The organism is Protofrankia sp. BMG5.30 (assembly GCF_001983005.1).
In the GTDB taxonomy this organism is placed as follows: domain Bacteria; phylum Actinomycetota; class Actinomycetes; order Frankiales; family Frankiaceae; genus Protofrankia; species Protofrankia coriariae.
On the sequence record NZ_MOME01000070.1, the window covers coordinates 1 to 14,604 of the forward strand.

Sequence of the window (14,604 nt, forward strand, 5' to 3'; positions counted from 1 at the left end):
CGCCGCTGCCGCTTCTTCACGATCCGCGGCTCGAACGTGCCCTCCCGGTCCCTCGGAACCGAGATCTCCACCTCACCGGCCGCCTCGGAAACGACCGTCTTCGTCCGGCTGCCGTTACGGACGTTGGTCGATTCCCGCTCCGCCGGTACCCGGTTCTTCTCATGGCCGAGATGCTCGGTCATCTCCTCGGCCAAAGCCGTTTCCAGCACCGCCTTGGTGAACAGCTTCAACAGCCCGTCCGGCCCCGTCAGCGCCAGCCCACGCGCCTTCGCGTCCGCGACCAAAGCCGCCGCAGCGGCCTGCTCCGGCGACAGCTGCCGCCCCGATTCACGATCTTGCTTGCGAGGGGTCATATCACCCGATGTCATCACTCACAGTGCCCATCCCGCCGGACCCCGAGGGCCCGGCGTGTCGGGCCGGAAACACCGATCTTGAAACAGTCCCCCGGTTCGAAAACGGTCTGGGTCTGCGGTTGTCAGGGTGACGTAGTGGCCGAGCCGCTGCGTGCGGCCAGTCGGTGCCCCCGGTGCCCGGTTGCCGGCTCAGTGCTCGCGGTCAAGGAGGATGTGTGGGTAGCCGCGGTTGATCGGCTCACCCAGAGCCACCCCGAGGGAGTCGATGAAGTCTTCCAGCCGGACGGTGGCGTCCTCGACGTCGTTGGCGTCGCCTTTGAATTCGAACTCGACGAAGTGTCCGGCGCCCTCCACGTGGTCGAAGACGACCTCGACCTCGGGCAGCTTCCACTCTTCGCGGGTCTTGTCGACGGTCACCAGCGGCGTGAAGTCGAGTGCTTCGAGGAGCCGGCGGATGGCCTCGACGTCGTCGACCTTGGACTCGTACTCGTCAGCGTGCGTCTTGACGGCGGCTTCGACGGGGTGCCAGCGCTTGAAGTTGACGGACGAGCCACGCCCTTCGGTTCTGATGCGCAACCACTCCGACACCACTGTTGGCGCGAGGAAGTCGCGGTGCGGGGCGTTGTAGTAGACGTCGACCTGCCGAGTCGGCTCGCTGGGCTTGGCGCCGAGCCTTTCGAGCGCAGCCTTGAGGACGGCCGGGTCGGGCAGCGTGAACTTCTTCTCGACCTCGATGTACTGCACGGGTGTCCTTTCCGGGTTACAGGGTGGGTTGGTGGAGCCGAGGAATCCGGCAACTGGCACCTACGGGCCAAGGTGCTCTCGACGATGGCTCGCCAGGCCATCTGGCGCGGCGACCCCGACATGGGCCTGACATTGATCGACATCGGCTTCATCCGTAGCGAGCGACTCACGCCGACCGAGCGGGCCATGCTCTACACCGGCCGGGCACGTGCGAATGCCAAGCTGGGCCGGGTAGCGGAGGCRCTTCGGGCCGTCGGGATGGCCGATGCCGAGTTCGCCCACGCCAACCCGACCAACGACCCAGCGTGGATGGTGTACTACGACACCGCCCAGCACGTCGGCGATACCGGCCACGCGCTGTTCGACCTCGCCATACTGGACAGGCGGTACGCCCCCGAAGCAGTCACGCGCCTCAGCGGAGCAGCGAAGGGCCACGCGGCAACCTATGCACGGTCGCAGGCACTCAGTCAGATCAAGTTGGCGTCGTTGACGATGACGACCGGCGACCCCCAAGAAGCGGCCCTGATCGGCGGGGGCGCGCTGGATACGGTGGGCAGGATTCACTCCCGGCGGCTGGCCGATGAGGTACGTGAGTTGAGCCGCTTCGCCAGCAGACACCGTCGTGTCGATCAGGTCGCTCACCTGCGGCGGCGGATCGACACCGTTGTGCAGCCCGCGTGACAACCGCAGAGGGCGCGTCGCCTCCTGAGTTGAGTACCGACGCCAGCCACGCATTGCAGGTCGCCGTCGACGCGGCTGGGCTGCCGGTCGCCGGTGCCGTGCTGGTCCGTGCTGGCGAAAACACGATCTACCGGCTTGCGGTCGGCGTCATCGCCCGAGTCAGCCATACGGGCCACGAGCTCGGCCCGCTGCTGCCGTTCACCCGGTTGCGCGAACGGATCGACCTGGCCGAATGGCTTGCCGAGGATGATCGTGACTGGCTCCGTCAGCACCTTGCGGATCTGGAAACACGGTGGCCCGACCTGCCGCCGGGCCTGCCCCACCGCGTGGTGCACGGCGATGCCTGGCTGGGCAATGTTGTGGCTACCGAGGAGCGGACAGGAATACTGCTCGACCTGGAGCGGTGCTCGGTCGGGCCACCGGAATGGGATCTGGTGTCGACCGCGATCAAGGTGGGCTCGACTGGAACGATCAGCCAAGCGGAGTACGCCGAGTTCGTCGATGCCTACGGCCACGACGTGACGGCCTGGCCGGGCTACGAGCTGTTGAGAGGCATCCGAGAACTAAGAATTACTTGCTACGGGGTGCAGCAAGCAGCCATGAGAACGGACTTCCGAACGGAAGCGCAGGGGCGTGTGGACTGTCTGCGGGGAAGGCGGGGAGAGCGGCCGTGGGGATGGGCAGCAATCGGATAGGAAACTCAGGGCCAAAGCGCGAAGCGAGGATTCGGACACGAATGCCGTCATTGGTGCTGAGGAGACCATCCGGCGGTTATGGGGTCGCCAGTCGAGCGGGGGAGCGGCCGTCGGCTATGCCGGCCGCCGGCCGAGGGGGAACAGGGCTGTGGGAAACATCGTGTCGGGTAGGCGTAGTAGTTGTGTGATCAGGTGGTCGTCGAAGCCTGTTACCGCGCAGCCGGCCAGGTCGAGGGCGGTCGCGACCAGGTAGAGGTTCTGGACGGCGATGCCCGAGTCGACGTGCAGCGTCCGGTAGTGGCGGATCGGGTATTTCACGAGCGTGGTGTCCAGCCGGGCGACCAGAAGGAGAGTGATCGGCGCCCGTTCGGCGAAGTCGGGCTGGGCCAGCACCGAGCGCAGCGCCGCCGTCGGGTCGCCGGACCACAGCGTCTCCAGATGCTGGACGTCCGGATCGTCGTCGGCCTCGTGGCGGAACACCCCGCCGGGTAGGTCGCCGCCGGGTCTGACCGCGACGTACACCGCCAGCGACGGCAGCCCGCCCGCGGACGGGGCCATCCGCATCCGGTGCTCGGCGCCGGTGGGCAGCCGGACCGTCCGCTGTGGTCCGAGAGCCCACCGCAACAGCGACGACAGCTCCCGCGCGTCTGGTGGGTCGGCATGAAACCGATAACGGGACTTGCGGGCGGCAAGGATCTGGCCGAGGCCGACCGGGATGTCCGGCCGCGCTCGGGGTAACGCGATCCGCCCGGTGCCCGCGGACAGCCCGTCAAGGACGGCCTCCCGGTTCGGCGGGCCGTTGAGGAGATCCTGGATCCGCTGGATACGGCTGATCGCGTCCGCGGTGTCACTCATGTTCGTCCTCGCCGGCCCGCCGAAACGACCCGGTCAGGCCGTCCGGCCGGCGGTGTGGCCGGACGCCGCGTGGCTGGGCACGCTGAGGCTGGGCGTACCGCGGTCGGGCGTCGTGCGGTCGGGCGCGGTGCGGGCCGCTGGTACCAGCCCGGGGGTGGGCCGGAAGCCGGGCTCGATCTGGTCGGCCAGGTCCACGCCGGTCGCGTCGTTGGCCCAGGCCACGGCGTTGCGCAGGTGGATGTCGTGCATCTGGGCGACGAAGCGGTCCCAGTCCCGGACGGTGCTGTCGACCGCGCGCTGGATCTCGGCCAGCGCGGCCAGGTTCGCCGGCTCCAGGTCGCCGATGCCGAACGGCCGGCCCTGTTCCATCGCGCGTACCGGCGCCGACTGGGTGAGACAGACCAGCAGGTCGTCACCGACCTCCCGGCGCAGGAACGCGACGTCCTCGTCGTCTGTGACCTTGTTCCCGATCACGGAGAGGGTGACGTCGAAGTCGGCGGCGTACCGGCGGTACTGCCGGTGCACCGCAACTGCCTTGCGAGTGGGTTCGCAGACCAGGAAGGTGTGGTCGAAACGGGTGAACAGGCCGGAGGCGAACGCGTCGGCGCCGGCGGTCATGTCGACCACCACGTATTCGCCCGCGGTGTCGAGCAGATGGTTGAGCAGCAGCTCGACGGCTCCGAGCTTGGAGTGGAAGCAGGCCACGCCGAGGTCGTCCTCGGTGAACGCGCCGGTGGCCAGCAGTCGCATGCCGGCGACGTCGACACCGAAGCGTGCCCACAGCGGGTTGTGGCCGATCACCGACAGCAGCCGTGATCCGGAGCCGGGCGGGGTCGTCTTCACCATCACCGACGCGGACGGGATGCGCGGGTTGTCTCCCCTCAGGTAGTCCTTGATCGCGTCGAGGTGTTCGCCCATCGGGGGTGGCGTGGTGTCGTCGTCGAGGCCGAGGGCGGCGCCGAGGTGCTGGTTGATGTCGGCGTCGATGGCCAGGACGGGGTGGCCGTGGGCGGCCAGATGCCGGCAGAACAGCGCGGACAGCGTGGTCTTGCCGCTGCCGCCCTTGCCGACGAACGCGATCTTCATGCTGGGCTCCGATGTCGTGGCGACACTGCTACGATCAGCACAGCATACTGTAATAGTAATCGTTTTCGTTAATGGTGGTGTGCCGGGCGGGCCTGGCGGGCGGCCGACCGGCGGCGCGCCGAGCGGCCGAGCGACGGCCGGGAACGCCCCGAGGCGCCGCGGGGAGCGCGGTTCGCCGCTACGAACGGCCGGGGCTCGCGCGATAGGTCAACGGCTGGGTGTCGGCGGGGTGGCCGGCGGCGACAGCGCCATCCGCGTTAGACGGGGATGACGCGGCTGAGCCGGAGCCGGGATGTCGGGCGCGACCGGTGACGGCGGCACCATCCGTGTCGGGCGGGGCCGCGCCCGTGCCCGCGTCCGCCGGCCGGCGGCGGGAGACGACGAGGGCGGCGATGGCGGTGGTGAGCGGCACGGAGGCGACGAGGCCGACGGTGCCGGCCGCGGTACGGACGATCTCGGTGGCGACGAGTTCGGAGGTGGCGACGTCCGCGCTGGCGCGGTCGGCGAGGGTGAACAGGAGCAGGGTGGGCAGGGCGGCACCGGCGTAGGCGAGGGCGAGGGTGTAGACGCTGGAGGCGATGTGGTCACGTCCGACCCGCATCCCGGCCCGGTAGAGGTGGCGCACCGGGGTGTCGGGGGCGGCGTCGGAGACCTCCCAGACGGCCGCGGCCTGGGTGACGGTCATGTCGTTGATCAGCCCGAGCGAGCCGATGATGACGCTGGCGAGCACGAGACCGGGCAGGCTGAGCTCGCCGGCGAAGGCCTTGAGGGTGACGTCCTCGTCGGAACCGAGGCCGGTGATGTGGGCGAGGTCGATGGCCGCGGCACCGAGCGCGGCGGTCAGGGCGAGGCTGGCGAGGGTGTCCAGCAGCGCGACCGTGGTGCGGGCGGAGACACCGTGGGCGAGATAGAGCAGGCCGACCATCAGCGCCGCGCCGGTGGTCAGCGCCACCGAGACGGGGGAGTGCCCGTCGAGCAGGGACGGCAACGTGAACCTGACGATTACGAGATAGGTCAGGACGAGGCCGGCGAGCGCGGCGAGCCCACGCCAGCGGGCGACGGCCACGACCATGACGGCGGTGAGCGCGGCGATCCAGCCCAGCGGCGCCGCGCGCTGGAAGTCCACGATGTAGTAGGTGGGCTGGCCGCTGGTGTCGACCGTCGGGGCGAGACGGATCCGGTCGCCCGGCTCGTACGCGGGACGGGTCGGATCCACGGGGACGTCCAGATGGATCTGGTTGCCGGGCGCGGGCCGGCCGGTCAGGACGATGTCGAGCTGGTCGCAGGCGGCGGGGGAGGGRCCCGCGCCGCTGGGGTCCGGGCAGGGGCCCTGCCCGGCGCGTCCGATCGTCGCGTCGACGAGGTCGGGGGCGCCGCCGGTGAGGTCGCGCAGCTGGCTCGGGGCGTGGCGGGGGGTGGTGTTCGGCCACAGCAGGACGGCGCCCGCGACGGTGAGGACGAGGATCACCGCGATGGCCGCGGCCATCGCGGTCGCGGCCCTGCGTGACGTTCTGCCGGGCGCCGCGTGACCATGCGCGGGGGTGGAACGGCCGTGGTTGTGCCCCATGCCACCTGAGTGTGGTTGATGCCGGGTGGGCACGGTTGTCTCGAGGGTCTCGTGCCACGGCCGGGGGAGCGGGCCCGCGTGAGCTCGCGCCGGTGGCCGCTCCAGGTATTCATGATCATTAAGCTTTGCGCTCGTCGCACCGCCGGCGAAGCTTTTCCGGCCGTTACGATTTCAGCTGGAGCCACCTCGCCGGAGCCGTCCAAAAACATGGAATCTGGCGCACACCGGTCATTGGGGTGTGTCTCCGACGGGGACCGACAGGGGACACCGGGGACGAGGACCGGGGACGAGGACCGAGCGGGCAGGAAAGGCGGGGACGGGCATGGCCGTGGTCACGTCGGGACCGGTTGCGCAGGCCCGGCCCGATGCCGCCGCGACGGTCGAGCGGCTGCGCCGGACGTTCGCGACGGGCCGCACCCGCGATGTCGCGTGGCGGCTGCGGCAGCTCGGCGCGATCGAACGCCTGCTCACCCAACGGGAGGACGACATTGTCGCCGCGCTCGGCGCCGACCTCGGGCGTGACGCCCACAACGCCTGGTTCGGGGACATCGCCAGCACCCGCGCCGAAGCCGCCCACGCCCGCAGGCACCTGCGGGGATGGGCGCGCCCACGGCGGACGTCGCTGCCGGTGAACATGCTGCCGGGCAGGGGTTTCTACCAGTACGAACCGCTGGGCGTGGTGCTCGTCGTCGGCCCGTGGAACTACCCGGTCTACCTGACGCTGTCCCCGCTCGTCGGGGCGCTCGCCGCGGGCAACGCCGTCGTGGTCAAGCCGTCCGAGCACGCGCCCGCGACCTCCGCGCTGCTCGCCCGCCTGCTGCCGGAGTACCTGGACGCGGACGCGGTCGCCGTGTGCGAGGGGGATGCCACCGTCACCCGGCAGCTGGTGGCGCAGGGGCTCGACCACGTCTTCTTCACCGGTGGAACAGAGACCGGTAAGCAGGTGATGGAGGCCGCGGCGCGGCACCTCACCCCGGTGACCCTGGAGCTGGGCGGCAAGAGCCCGGTCATTGTCACGCCAGACGCCGACCTGGACGTCGCCGCCCAGCGGATCGTCTCGGTGAAGCTGCTGAACGCCGGCCAGACCTGTATCGCCCCCGACTACGTTCTCGTCGACAGCTCGGTCCGGGACGAGTTCGTTGCCAGGGTCCGGGCCACGCTGGAGCGGTTCGAGCGGGACGAGCCCGTGCAGCGGATCGTGAACGCACGGCAGTTCGACCGGCTGCGCCGCGTGCTCGACGGACACCGCGGGCAGGTCGTGGTCGGCGGCGGCGGCGATCCCGACACGATCACCGTCGAGGCGACGGTCGTGCTCGATCCGGACCCGGCCTCGGAGCTGATGACCCAGGAGATATTCGGGCCGATTCTGCCCGTTCTGACGGTCGGCTCCCTCGACGAGGCGATCGCTTTTGTCAACGCACGGCCGAAGCCGCTCGCCCTGTATCTTTTCACCGGTTCGAAAACGGTGGTGCGGCGGGTGCTGCGCGAAACAAGCTCCGGCGGTGTCGTCGTCAACCACCTGGCGGTGCACGTCCTCGTCCCGCAGCTGCCCTTCGGGGGAGTCGGTGACAGCGGGATCGGTGCCTACCACGGCCGGTGGGGATTCGAGGCGCTCAGTCACCGCCGAGCGGTCGTCACGAAACCGGCCCGGCCTGATCCGCCACTGCTCTACCCGCCGCGCACGGCATGGAAGAAGAAGCTGTTGCGCCGCCTTTTCTGATTTTTCTGAGCTTTTCTGACGCTGGCTGTCCGGCCCGCCCCGGCCACGGGTGCTGCCCGAACCCGGGGCGGGTCTGGCGGCGCCCGGGAGAAGGCGCACCGGCGGGATCCGTCATCGGTGCCGGTCCCGCCGGTGCGATCGAGCTGTATTTCGATAATGCTGGCTCAACGTCCGCTCACCACTTGTTGTCGGCGAGTTGCTGTCGGAGTCGCGCCGTCACACCGTGTTGGTGCCAGTCAGGTGTTGGTGCTGGTCAGACGATCGGGCCGACGATCGGGCCGACGCCGACCGGACCGACGATCGGACCAACCGGGCCGACGATCGGGCCGACACCAACAGGGCCGACGGGGCCGACGGGGCCGACCGGCCCGACGGGGCCGACAGGACCCACGGGGCCGATGGGGCCAACCGGGCCGACGATCGGGCCGACACCGACACCCGCGTCAGCACCCACGACGGTGGTGGCACCGGCGTCTACGCTGCTTGCGGTTGCGACAGAGGTGCCCAGACCGATGAAGGCCGCGGCACCGAGCGCCACGGTCGCGCCGGCGAGGACCCTCCGGACTATCGAATTCTTGTCGTTCTGCACGGGTAACACCTACCTCCCAACGCATTCATCCGATAGAACCTGCAGCAACGCGAACTCCCGAAAAACGAAATGGTAGCCGCGTCTCGTTCACGTTAGGCCATGTGCCGGGCCGGGCGGGGACTATTCCCGGCGCAGTACGTGTATGTCACAGGAACCGACCCGGGCCGGATGGCGGTCCGGGCCCACAGTGCTCCGGGCAACGGTATTTGCTGTACCACGGTCACCGTCGGCGTCGACGGTATGCGTTGTCCCACTCCGAAACGGACACTGTCACGGTGGCCGACGACCGGCCGTCACGAATTCTGCCTCCGCCGGCCAGGCCACGCCCGGTTGTCGACATCACCTGAGGACCATCGCGGAAAATGCCGGGACCATTGCGAAGAACGCCGGGACCACCGGTGGTGGAGCAGTGCCACACGTCCCGCCGTGGACGGGACCACCGGTGGTGGAGCGGCAGCGGGCCGCCACCGCGCGGCAACGGGTCGCCACCGCCCTGGCGGCGGACCGTGTCATCGGTGCCCACCGCCGGACAGTCCCGCGGCCACCCGGCGGCCGGCCGCCCGTCCGATGCCGAGAGGCCCGGTGCGGGAGAAGCATCCGGCGCGGTGGGCGCGGCCCGTTCCGCCCCGCCCGGTGCCGGCGCCGTGGGCTCGCTCAGCCCCTGTGGGGTGTCCCGGTAGGCCGAACAGAGAAGTTGCACAGGTATTTGTTCGTGCGGTGTGCTTACTGTCCGGCAGGAACCCCGTCCTCGACTCCACGGAGGCTCGGTCATGAGCGGCAGCGAGACCTCCACCAGCCGGCAGTGGTCGATGGAACCCGACCTCGACCAGATGCGCCGCCTCGTCGGGCTGGTGGAGCACGACACGGCCGCCGACCCCTTCCCGGTCTCGGGCTGGGACGCTGTCGTGTGGTCGGTCGGCAACGCCACCCAGGCCGCGCTGTTCTACCAGACCGTGTTCGGCATGGAACTGATCGCCTACAGCGGGCCCGAGACCGGCAACCGTGACCACAAGGCGTACGTGCTGCGCTCCGGAGCGGTCCGGTTCGTCCTCAAGGGCGGGGTCGACTCGGCGTCCCCCCTGCTGCGCCACCACCGCCGGCACGGGGAAGGGGTGATCGACATCGCCCTGGAGGTCCCCGACGTCGACCGCTGCGTCGCCCACGCCCGCGCGCGGGGGGCGACGGTCGTCGAGGAGCCCCACGACCTGCGCGACGAGCACGGCACCGTCCGCGTCGCCGCCATCGCCACCTACGGCGAGACCCGGCACAGCCTCGTCGACCGCAGCCGGTACACCGGCCCCTACCTGCCCGGCTACGTCAGCCGTACCGGCGACACCAGCCGTACCGGCGACACCAGCGACACGTCCGGCCAGGCGCGGCCAGCAGGCGGGCCCGGCCGGCTGTTCCAAGCGCTCGACCACGTGGTGGGCAACGTGGAGCTGGGCCGGCTGGACGAGTGGGTCGCCTTCTACAACCGGGTGATGGGCTTCACCACCATGGCGGAGTTCGTCGGCGGGGACGTCGCCACCAGGTACTCGGCGCTGATGAGCAAGGTGGTCACCAACGGCAACCACCGGGTGAAGCTCCCCCTCAACGAGCCGGCCGTCAGCGCCCGGCGCTCCCAGATCGACGAGTACCTCGACTTCTACGACGGTCCCGGCGTCCAGCACCTGGCGCTGGCCACCAGCGACATCATCACCACCGTGGACGTCCTGCGGGCCCGGGGCGTGGAGTTCCTCGACACCCCGGACGCCTACTATCGCGACCCCGGGCTGCGCGCCCGCGTCGGCGAGGTGCGGGTACCGGTCGAGGAGCTGCGCGCCCGCGGCATCCTGGTCGACCGCGACGAGGACGGCTATCTGCTGCAGATCTTCACCAGGCCGATCGGCGACCGGCCGACGGTGTTCCTCGAGTTCATCGAGCGGCACGGGGCGCTCGGTTTCGGCGTCGGAAACTTCCGGGCGCTGTTCGAGGCCATCGAGCGTGAGCAGGCCAGACGCGGCAACCTCTGACGCCGGGGCCGCCCGGGACACGGTAAGACGCCAGGGGTGCCGGGCGGGAAGGACGGGAAGGACATGCCATGCCCCACTACCGGGCCGTGGGCGACGTTCCGCCCAAACGGCACACCCAGCACCGCCGCCCCGACGGAGGTCTCTACCGCGAGGAGCTGATGGGCGCGGAAGGCTTCGCCGGGGACAGCGCGCTGCTCTACCACACCGGAGTGCCCGCCGCGATCGTCGACGCCACGCCCTGGAGGCCCGCGGACCTGACCACCCACCCGAACATCCCGCTGCTGCCCCGGCACTTCCGGCTGCCGGCACTGTTCGACGGGACACAACCCGGGACACAGCCCGGGGACATCGACGTGGTCACGGGACGGCGGCTGATCCTCGGCAACGCCGACGTGCGCATCTGCTACGTCGTCGCGGGCGCGGCCAGCCCGCTGTACCGCAACACCACCGGCGACGAGTGCGGGTACGTCGAAGCCGGCGCGGCAACCGTGGAGACGGTCTTCGGCACGCTCGACGCCCGCCAGGGCGACTACGTGATCATACCCCGGGGCGTCACCCACCGCTGGGTCCCGGACCCGGCCACGCCGCTGCGCGTGTACGTCATCGAGGCGAACTCCCACCTCGCCCCGCCGCCGCGCTACCTGTCCCGGCACGGGCAGTTCCTGGAGCACGCACCGTACTGCGAGCGGGACCTGCGCCCGCCCGCCGGGCCGCTGCTGGTGACCGGAACCGACGTGGAGGTGCTCGTCAAGCACCACCACTCACGCGGTGCCAACGGCGGTGTCGCCGGGACCCGCTACCGCTGCCCCAGCCATCCGTTCGACGTGGTGGGCTGGGACGGCTGCCTGTACCCCTACACGTTCAACATCGCCGACTTCGAGCCGGTCACCGGACGGGTGCACCAGCCGCCGCCCGTCCACCAGGTCTTCGCCGGCCGCAACGTCATGATCTGCAACTTCGTCCCCCGCAAGGTCGACTACCACCCGCTGGCCGTGCCGGTGCCCTACTACCATTCCAACGTCGACTCCGACGAGGTGATGTTCTACTGCGGCGGGGACTATGCGGCGCGCGGGGGCTCCGGCATCGGGCCGGGCTCGGTCAGCCTGCATCCGGGCGGGCACACGCACGGCCCGCAGCCGGGCGCGGTGGAGCGTTCACTCGGGGTGGAGTCCGTCGACGAGCTCGCGGTCATGGTCGACACCTTCCGCCCACTCGAGCTCGGTGAGGGTGCCCTTGCCTGCGACGACGGCCGCTACGCCTGGACCTGGGCGGACGGGGACAGCCGACGACACCGAGCACCCAATAACACCGAGCACCCAATAACACCGAGCACCCAATAACACCGGACAGCCGATGACGCCGGACACCCCGCCGCCGGCCGGGCCGCTCGACGCCGCCGCGTCCCGCGCGTCCTGGGTCGAGGTGGAGCACGACCATCCCTTTGGGATACGCACGCTGCCCTACGGGAGCTTCACCACGCCGGACGCGCCGGGCGCGCGCGTCGGCGTCGCGATCGGCGAGCACATCCTGGACCTGACCACGGCCGCCGGCACGCTCCTGCCGGAGCAGGCCGGGCTGTTCACCACCGGCAGCCTCGACCGGCTGCTGGCCGCCGGCCCCACGACGTGGTCACAGGTCCGGTCCCAGGTGACGCGCTGGCTCGTCGACGAACGGTACCGGCGCGCCGTCGAGCCGCTGCTGGTACCGGCCGCCGCGGCGACACCGCGCCTGCCGTTCACGGTCGCCGAATACGTGGACTTCTACGCCAGTGAACACCACGCCACCAACCTGGGCCGCATCCTGCGCCCGGACGGCAACCCCCTCACCCCCAACTGGAAGCACCTGCCGATCGGCTACCACGGCCGGTCCGGCACCGTTGTCGTCTCCGGGACGCCGGTCGTGCGCCCGCGCGGGCAGCTGCACGCCCCGGACGGCGAGATCACGTTCGCGCCGACGGCGCGGCTGGACATCGAGGCCGAGGTCGGCTTCGTCGTCGGCACCCCCTCGCGGCCGGGGAGTCCCGTCCCGCTGGCGGCGGCGGAGCGGCACGTCTTCGGTGTCTGCCTGGTCAACGACTGGTCCGCCCGCGACATCCAGGCGTGGGAGTACGTCCCGCTCGGCCCGTTCCTCGGCAAGGCGTTCGCCACCTCCGTGTCCGCCTGGATCGTGCCGCTCGACGCGCTGCGGCACGCCCGGGTGCCCGCACCGCCGCGCGACCCGCGTCCGCTGCCCCACCTCGACGACACCGGCGCGCCGCCGGGGGGCTTCGACATCGAGCTTGAGATCTCCCTCAACGGGCATCCGCTCTCCCGGCCGCCGTTCGCCGGCATGTACTGGACGCTGGCCCAGCAGCTCGCCCACCTGACGGCGGGCGGCGCGCCGCTGCGCACCGGTGACCTGCTTGCCTCCGGCACGGTCAGTGGCCCCACCCGCGCGCAGTACGGGTCGCTCATCGAGCTCACCTGGAACGGGACCCAGCCCCTGACCCTCCCCGACGGCTCGACCCGCACCTTCCTCGAGGACGGCGACGAGATCGTCATCACCGGCACCGCTCCCGGCCCGAACGCGACCGCCATCGGCCTCGGCGAGGTACGCGCCCGCATCCTGCCTCCCAAAGCCGTCGGTCAAGGGGAATGAGTACGAAAGTGGCTGCCATGGCAGCCACTTGTCTCCTCGTTGTCATGATCCGGTGATCGAGGGCGGCACGACGTCGACGGCTGACCGCTGGCGGCGGAGGCGCGCCGGTGTCCTGATGCGGTAGATCGTCGATCAGTGGTCGGTGGGTGCGTAGGGTGGTGAACGGAACATGCCCCATCCGTCAGTCCCATGAAGAGCGACGATCGATGAGCCGCCGGTTCAACACCGCCGGCCTGCGCCGGCCCGGGATCGACTACATGATCCCGGCGGCGCCACGGCTGCCGGCGGCACCCGGCCTTATCGATCAGGAGGGCTACTTCGTCGTCCACGCCCCCCGGCAGACGGGTAAGACCACCACCCCGCATGCGCTCGCCAACGAGCTGACCGCCGCTGGCCGGTACGCTGCGCTGCACTTCTCCTGCGAGCTGGGTGAGGCCGCCGGCGACGACTACGGCGCGGCGCAGCTCGGCATCCTCGGTGAGATCCGCCGGCGTGCGGAGCTCGCTCTGCCAGCGGAGCTGCGTCCGCCGGTGTGGCCGCGGGCGTCCGAGGCGGACCTGCTGGCGGCCGCGCTCACGGCGTGGGCGCGGACCTGCCCGCGGCCACTGGTGCTGTTCTTCATCGACACCGTCACCAGTCCCGCCGGCCGCACCATCACCGTCCTACGAGCGTGACGAAGGCCCTCCCAAGAAGCTCTGACGAGAACAGATCGCCCGGTATTCACGCGGCTTCGTGGTTGTAGCCCGCCCACGGTTCCATGCAGGGGGTCACTTCCCGAACCGGAGGTGGAAGGGATCGGTGTCCGTGTAGTGCGAGAAGCTGTTGTCGATGCCGCTCACGTCCGCCACCCGGCCGACGTCGCGCGCGACGAGCATGAGGCGCCGCCAGGGTTTCCGAGGCCCGTCCACGAGGGTGCGCACGATGCGGCCGTCGTGAGTCGTCACGACGAGGTACTCGGGCGGGCGGGTTGTCGGGAACTCCTCGTCCGCCTCCAGTTGGTAGGTCRCGTAGCGGGCGAGGCTCTTCACCTCGCCCCAGGCGAACCGCGCCGGCCCGCCGCCGGGGGGGAGATCACCCTCGATGTCGGTGGCGAGGGTGAGCCCGCGTTCGTCCGCGGCCGCCAGCAGGGCGTTGCGCGCGGCCCGCATGACGAGCTGCGTCACGGAGGCGGTCAGCAGCAGGGTGAGGAACCCGGCGGTGATGGCTCCGGCCACGCCTGCGAGGCTCGCCAGGAACGCGCCTCCGAAGCCGTAGTGGAGGATCCCGGCTAACCCGATGCGACCGAGGTACACCGCGCCGATCCCCAGCGCGATCGCCAGCGGCGTGCGCCGGACGATCCGCCCGGTGGCACGCCCGAACGTCTCCCGGATCTCGATGGCGGTCGTGCCGTCGCGCAGCCGATCCTGCCTGGCGGCGTGCTGCTGCCTGCCACGCTCCTCCCCCTCAGCGTACGCGCGGTTGCTCACAGCCCACGCCTCGCGCCACGCACTTCTGAACCGACCGCTTTTCTCGGTGCTCGATCCTTCCTCATCCACCATGATGCCGATTGTCCCTGCCTCTCGGCGGCGGGGGTGCGTTGCGAGCGTGTTCCAGATATGCAGCCGGGGAGGTTACAGCGGCGCGGGCGGGAAAGAGGGACAGGGAAGTATGTCTGCCATCAGCGCG

General features: G+C 70.4%; 14 protein-coding genes. 7 read left to right on the plus strand and 7 right to left on the minus strand.

All coding sequences use genetic code 11. The annotated features are described in order from the left end of the window. Both BL254_RS23795 and cyaB read right to left on the minus strand, forming a co-directional pair. The coding region (locus BL254_RS23795; protein ID WP_175648471.1) for a transposase at positions 1-353 on the minus strand (353 nt) is incomplete at its 3' end. Between the two features lie 189 nt (positions 354-542). Then, on the minus strand, positions 543-1,097 hold the full coding sequence (gene cyaB / locus BL254_RS23800) for a class IV adenylate cyclase (RefSeq protein WP_052914812.1): 555 nt from the start codon (positions 1,095-1,097) through the stop codon (positions 543-545). 84 nt (positions 1,098-1,181) lie between these two features. Between cyaB and BL254_RS23805 the strand changes: the two genes are divergently transcribed. Both BL254_RS23805 and BL254_RS23810 read left to right on the plus strand, forming a co-directional pair. Continuing rightward, complete coding sequence (locus BL254_RS23805) at positions 1,182-1,778, plus strand: hypothetical protein (protein WP_052914813.1); 597 nt, start codon at positions 1,182-1,184, stop codon at positions 1,776-1,778. Continuing rightward, the gene (locus tag BL254_RS23810; protein WP_083731360.1) at positions 1,775-2,473 is read left to right on the plus strand and encodes a phosphotransferase family protein; all 699 of its coding nucleotides are present in this window, start codon (positions 1,775-1,777) and stop codon (positions 2,471-2,473) included. The genes BL254_RS23805 and BL254_RS23810 overlap by 4 nt, the downstream gene beginning before the upstream one ends. A gap of 114 nt (positions 2,474-2,587) precedes the next feature. On the opposite strand, the gene BL254_RS23815 is transcribed toward BL254_RS23810, so the two are convergent. The 3 genes from BL254_RS23815 to BL254_RS23825 form a co-directional block, all read right to left on the minus strand. Continuing rightward, positions 2,588-3,328 carry a SagB family peptide dehydrogenase gene (locus BL254_RS23815; protein ID WP_047224273.1) on the minus strand — a complete coding sequence of 247 codons (741 nt, stop codon included), beginning with the start codon at positions 3,326-3,328 and terminating at the stop codon, positions 2,588-2,590. A 33-nt stretch (positions 3,329-3,361) separates the two neighbouring features. Next, positions 3,362-4,414 carry an AAA family ATPase gene (locus tag BL254_RS23820; protein ID WP_047224274.1) on the minus strand — a complete coding sequence of 351 codons (1,053 nt, stop codon included), beginning with the start codon at positions 4,412-4,414 and terminating at the stop codon, positions 3,362-3,364. A gap of 178 nt (positions 4,415-4,592) precedes the next feature. Next, positions 4,593-5,900, minus strand: a complete 1,308-nt coding sequence (locus tag BL254_RS23825; protein ID WP_052914815.1) for a YibE/F family protein — start codon at positions 5,898-5,900, stop codon at positions 4,593-4,595. 403 nt (positions 5,901-6,303) lie between these two features. Here BL254_RS23825 and BL254_RS23830 point away from each other — a divergent pair, with 403 nt between their 5' ends. Beyond that, positions 6,304-7,701: an aldehyde dehydrogenase family protein gene (locus BL254_RS23830; RefSeq protein ID WP_052914816.1), complete on the plus strand. Its 1,398-nt coding sequence runs from the start codon at positions 6,304-6,306 to the stop codon at positions 7,699-7,701. A 253-nt stretch (positions 7,702-7,954) separates the two neighbouring features. Here BL254_RS23830 and BL254_RS27490 read toward each other — a convergent pair whose 3' ends face one another. Next, entirely contained in the window at positions 7,955-8,290 is a 336-nt protein-coding gene (locus BL254_RS27490; protein WP_013873274.1) for a hypothetical protein, read from the minus strand. A 770-nt stretch (positions 8,291-9,060) separates the two neighbouring features. Between BL254_RS27490 and hppD the strand changes: the two genes are divergently transcribed. From hppD to BL254_RS23855, 4 genes are all read left to right on the plus strand, one after another. Beyond that, positions 9,061-10,302 (plus strand): 4-hydroxyphenylpyruvate dioxygenase, encoded by a 1,242-nt coding sequence (hppD, locus tag BL254_RS23840; RefSeq protein ID WP_047224277.1) that lies wholly within the window; start codon positions 9,061-9,063, stop codon positions 10,300-10,302. A gap of 68 nt (positions 10,303-10,370) precedes the next feature. After that, positions 10,371-11,642: a homogentisate 1,2-dioxygenase gene (locus tag BL254_RS23845; RefSeq protein ID WP_076845243.1), complete on the plus strand. Its 1,272-nt coding sequence runs from the start codon at positions 10,371-10,373 to the stop codon at positions 11,640-11,642. Positions 11,643-11,655: 13 nt separating this feature from the next. Further along, positions 11,656-12,939: a fumarylacetoacetase gene (fahA, locus tag BL254_RS23850; protein WP_076845245.1), complete on the plus strand. Its 1,284-nt coding sequence runs from the start codon at positions 11,656-11,658 to the stop codon at positions 12,937-12,939. Between the two features lie 206 nt (positions 12,940-13,145). Beyond that, complete coding sequence (locus BL254_RS23855; RefSeq protein WP_076845247.1) at positions 13,146-13,613, plus strand: hypothetical protein; 468 nt, start codon at positions 13,146-13,148, stop codon at positions 13,611-13,613. Positions 13,614-13,706: 93 nt separating this feature from the next. Here BL254_RS23855 and BL254_RS23860 read toward each other — a convergent pair whose 3' ends face one another. Next, the gene (locus BL254_RS23860; protein WP_139342479.1) at positions 13,707-14,405 is read right to left on the minus strand and encodes a hypothetical protein; all 699 of its coding nucleotides are present in this window, start codon (positions 14,403-14,405) and stop codon (positions 13,707-13,709) included. Positions 14,406-14,604: the final 199 nt, after the last annotated feature.

Excerpts from the sequence above, each read along its gene's own strand:
- BL254_RS23845 (WP_076845243.1), top strand. The coding sequence starts at position 10,371 with ATGCCCCACTACCGGGCCGTGGGCGACGTTCCGCCCAAACGGCACACC.
- BL254_RS23830 (WP_052914816.1), top strand. The coding sequence starts at position 6,304 with ATGGCCGTGGTCACGTCGGGACCGGTTGCGCAGGCCCGGCCCGATGCC.
- hppD (WP_047224277.1), top strand. The coding sequence starts at position 9,061 with ATGAGCGGCAGCGAGACCTCCACCAGCCGGCAGTGGTCGATGGAACCC.
- BL254_RS23855 (WP_076845247.1), top strand. The coding sequence starts at position 13,146 with ATGAGCCGCCGGTTCAACACCGCCGGCCTGCGCCGGCCCGGGATCGAC.
- fahA (WP_076845245.1), top strand. The coding sequence starts at position 11,656 with ATGACGCCGGACACCCCGCCGCCGGCCGGGCCGCTCGACGCCGCCGCG.
- BL254_RS23820 (WP_047224274.1), bottom strand. The coding sequence starts at position 4,414 with ATGAAGATCGCGTTCGTCGGCAAGGGCGGCAGCGGCAAGACCACGCTG.
- BL254_RS23815 (WP_047224273.1), bottom strand. The coding sequence starts at position 3,328 with ATGAGTGACACCGCGGACGCGATCAGCCGTATCCAGCGGATCCAGGAT.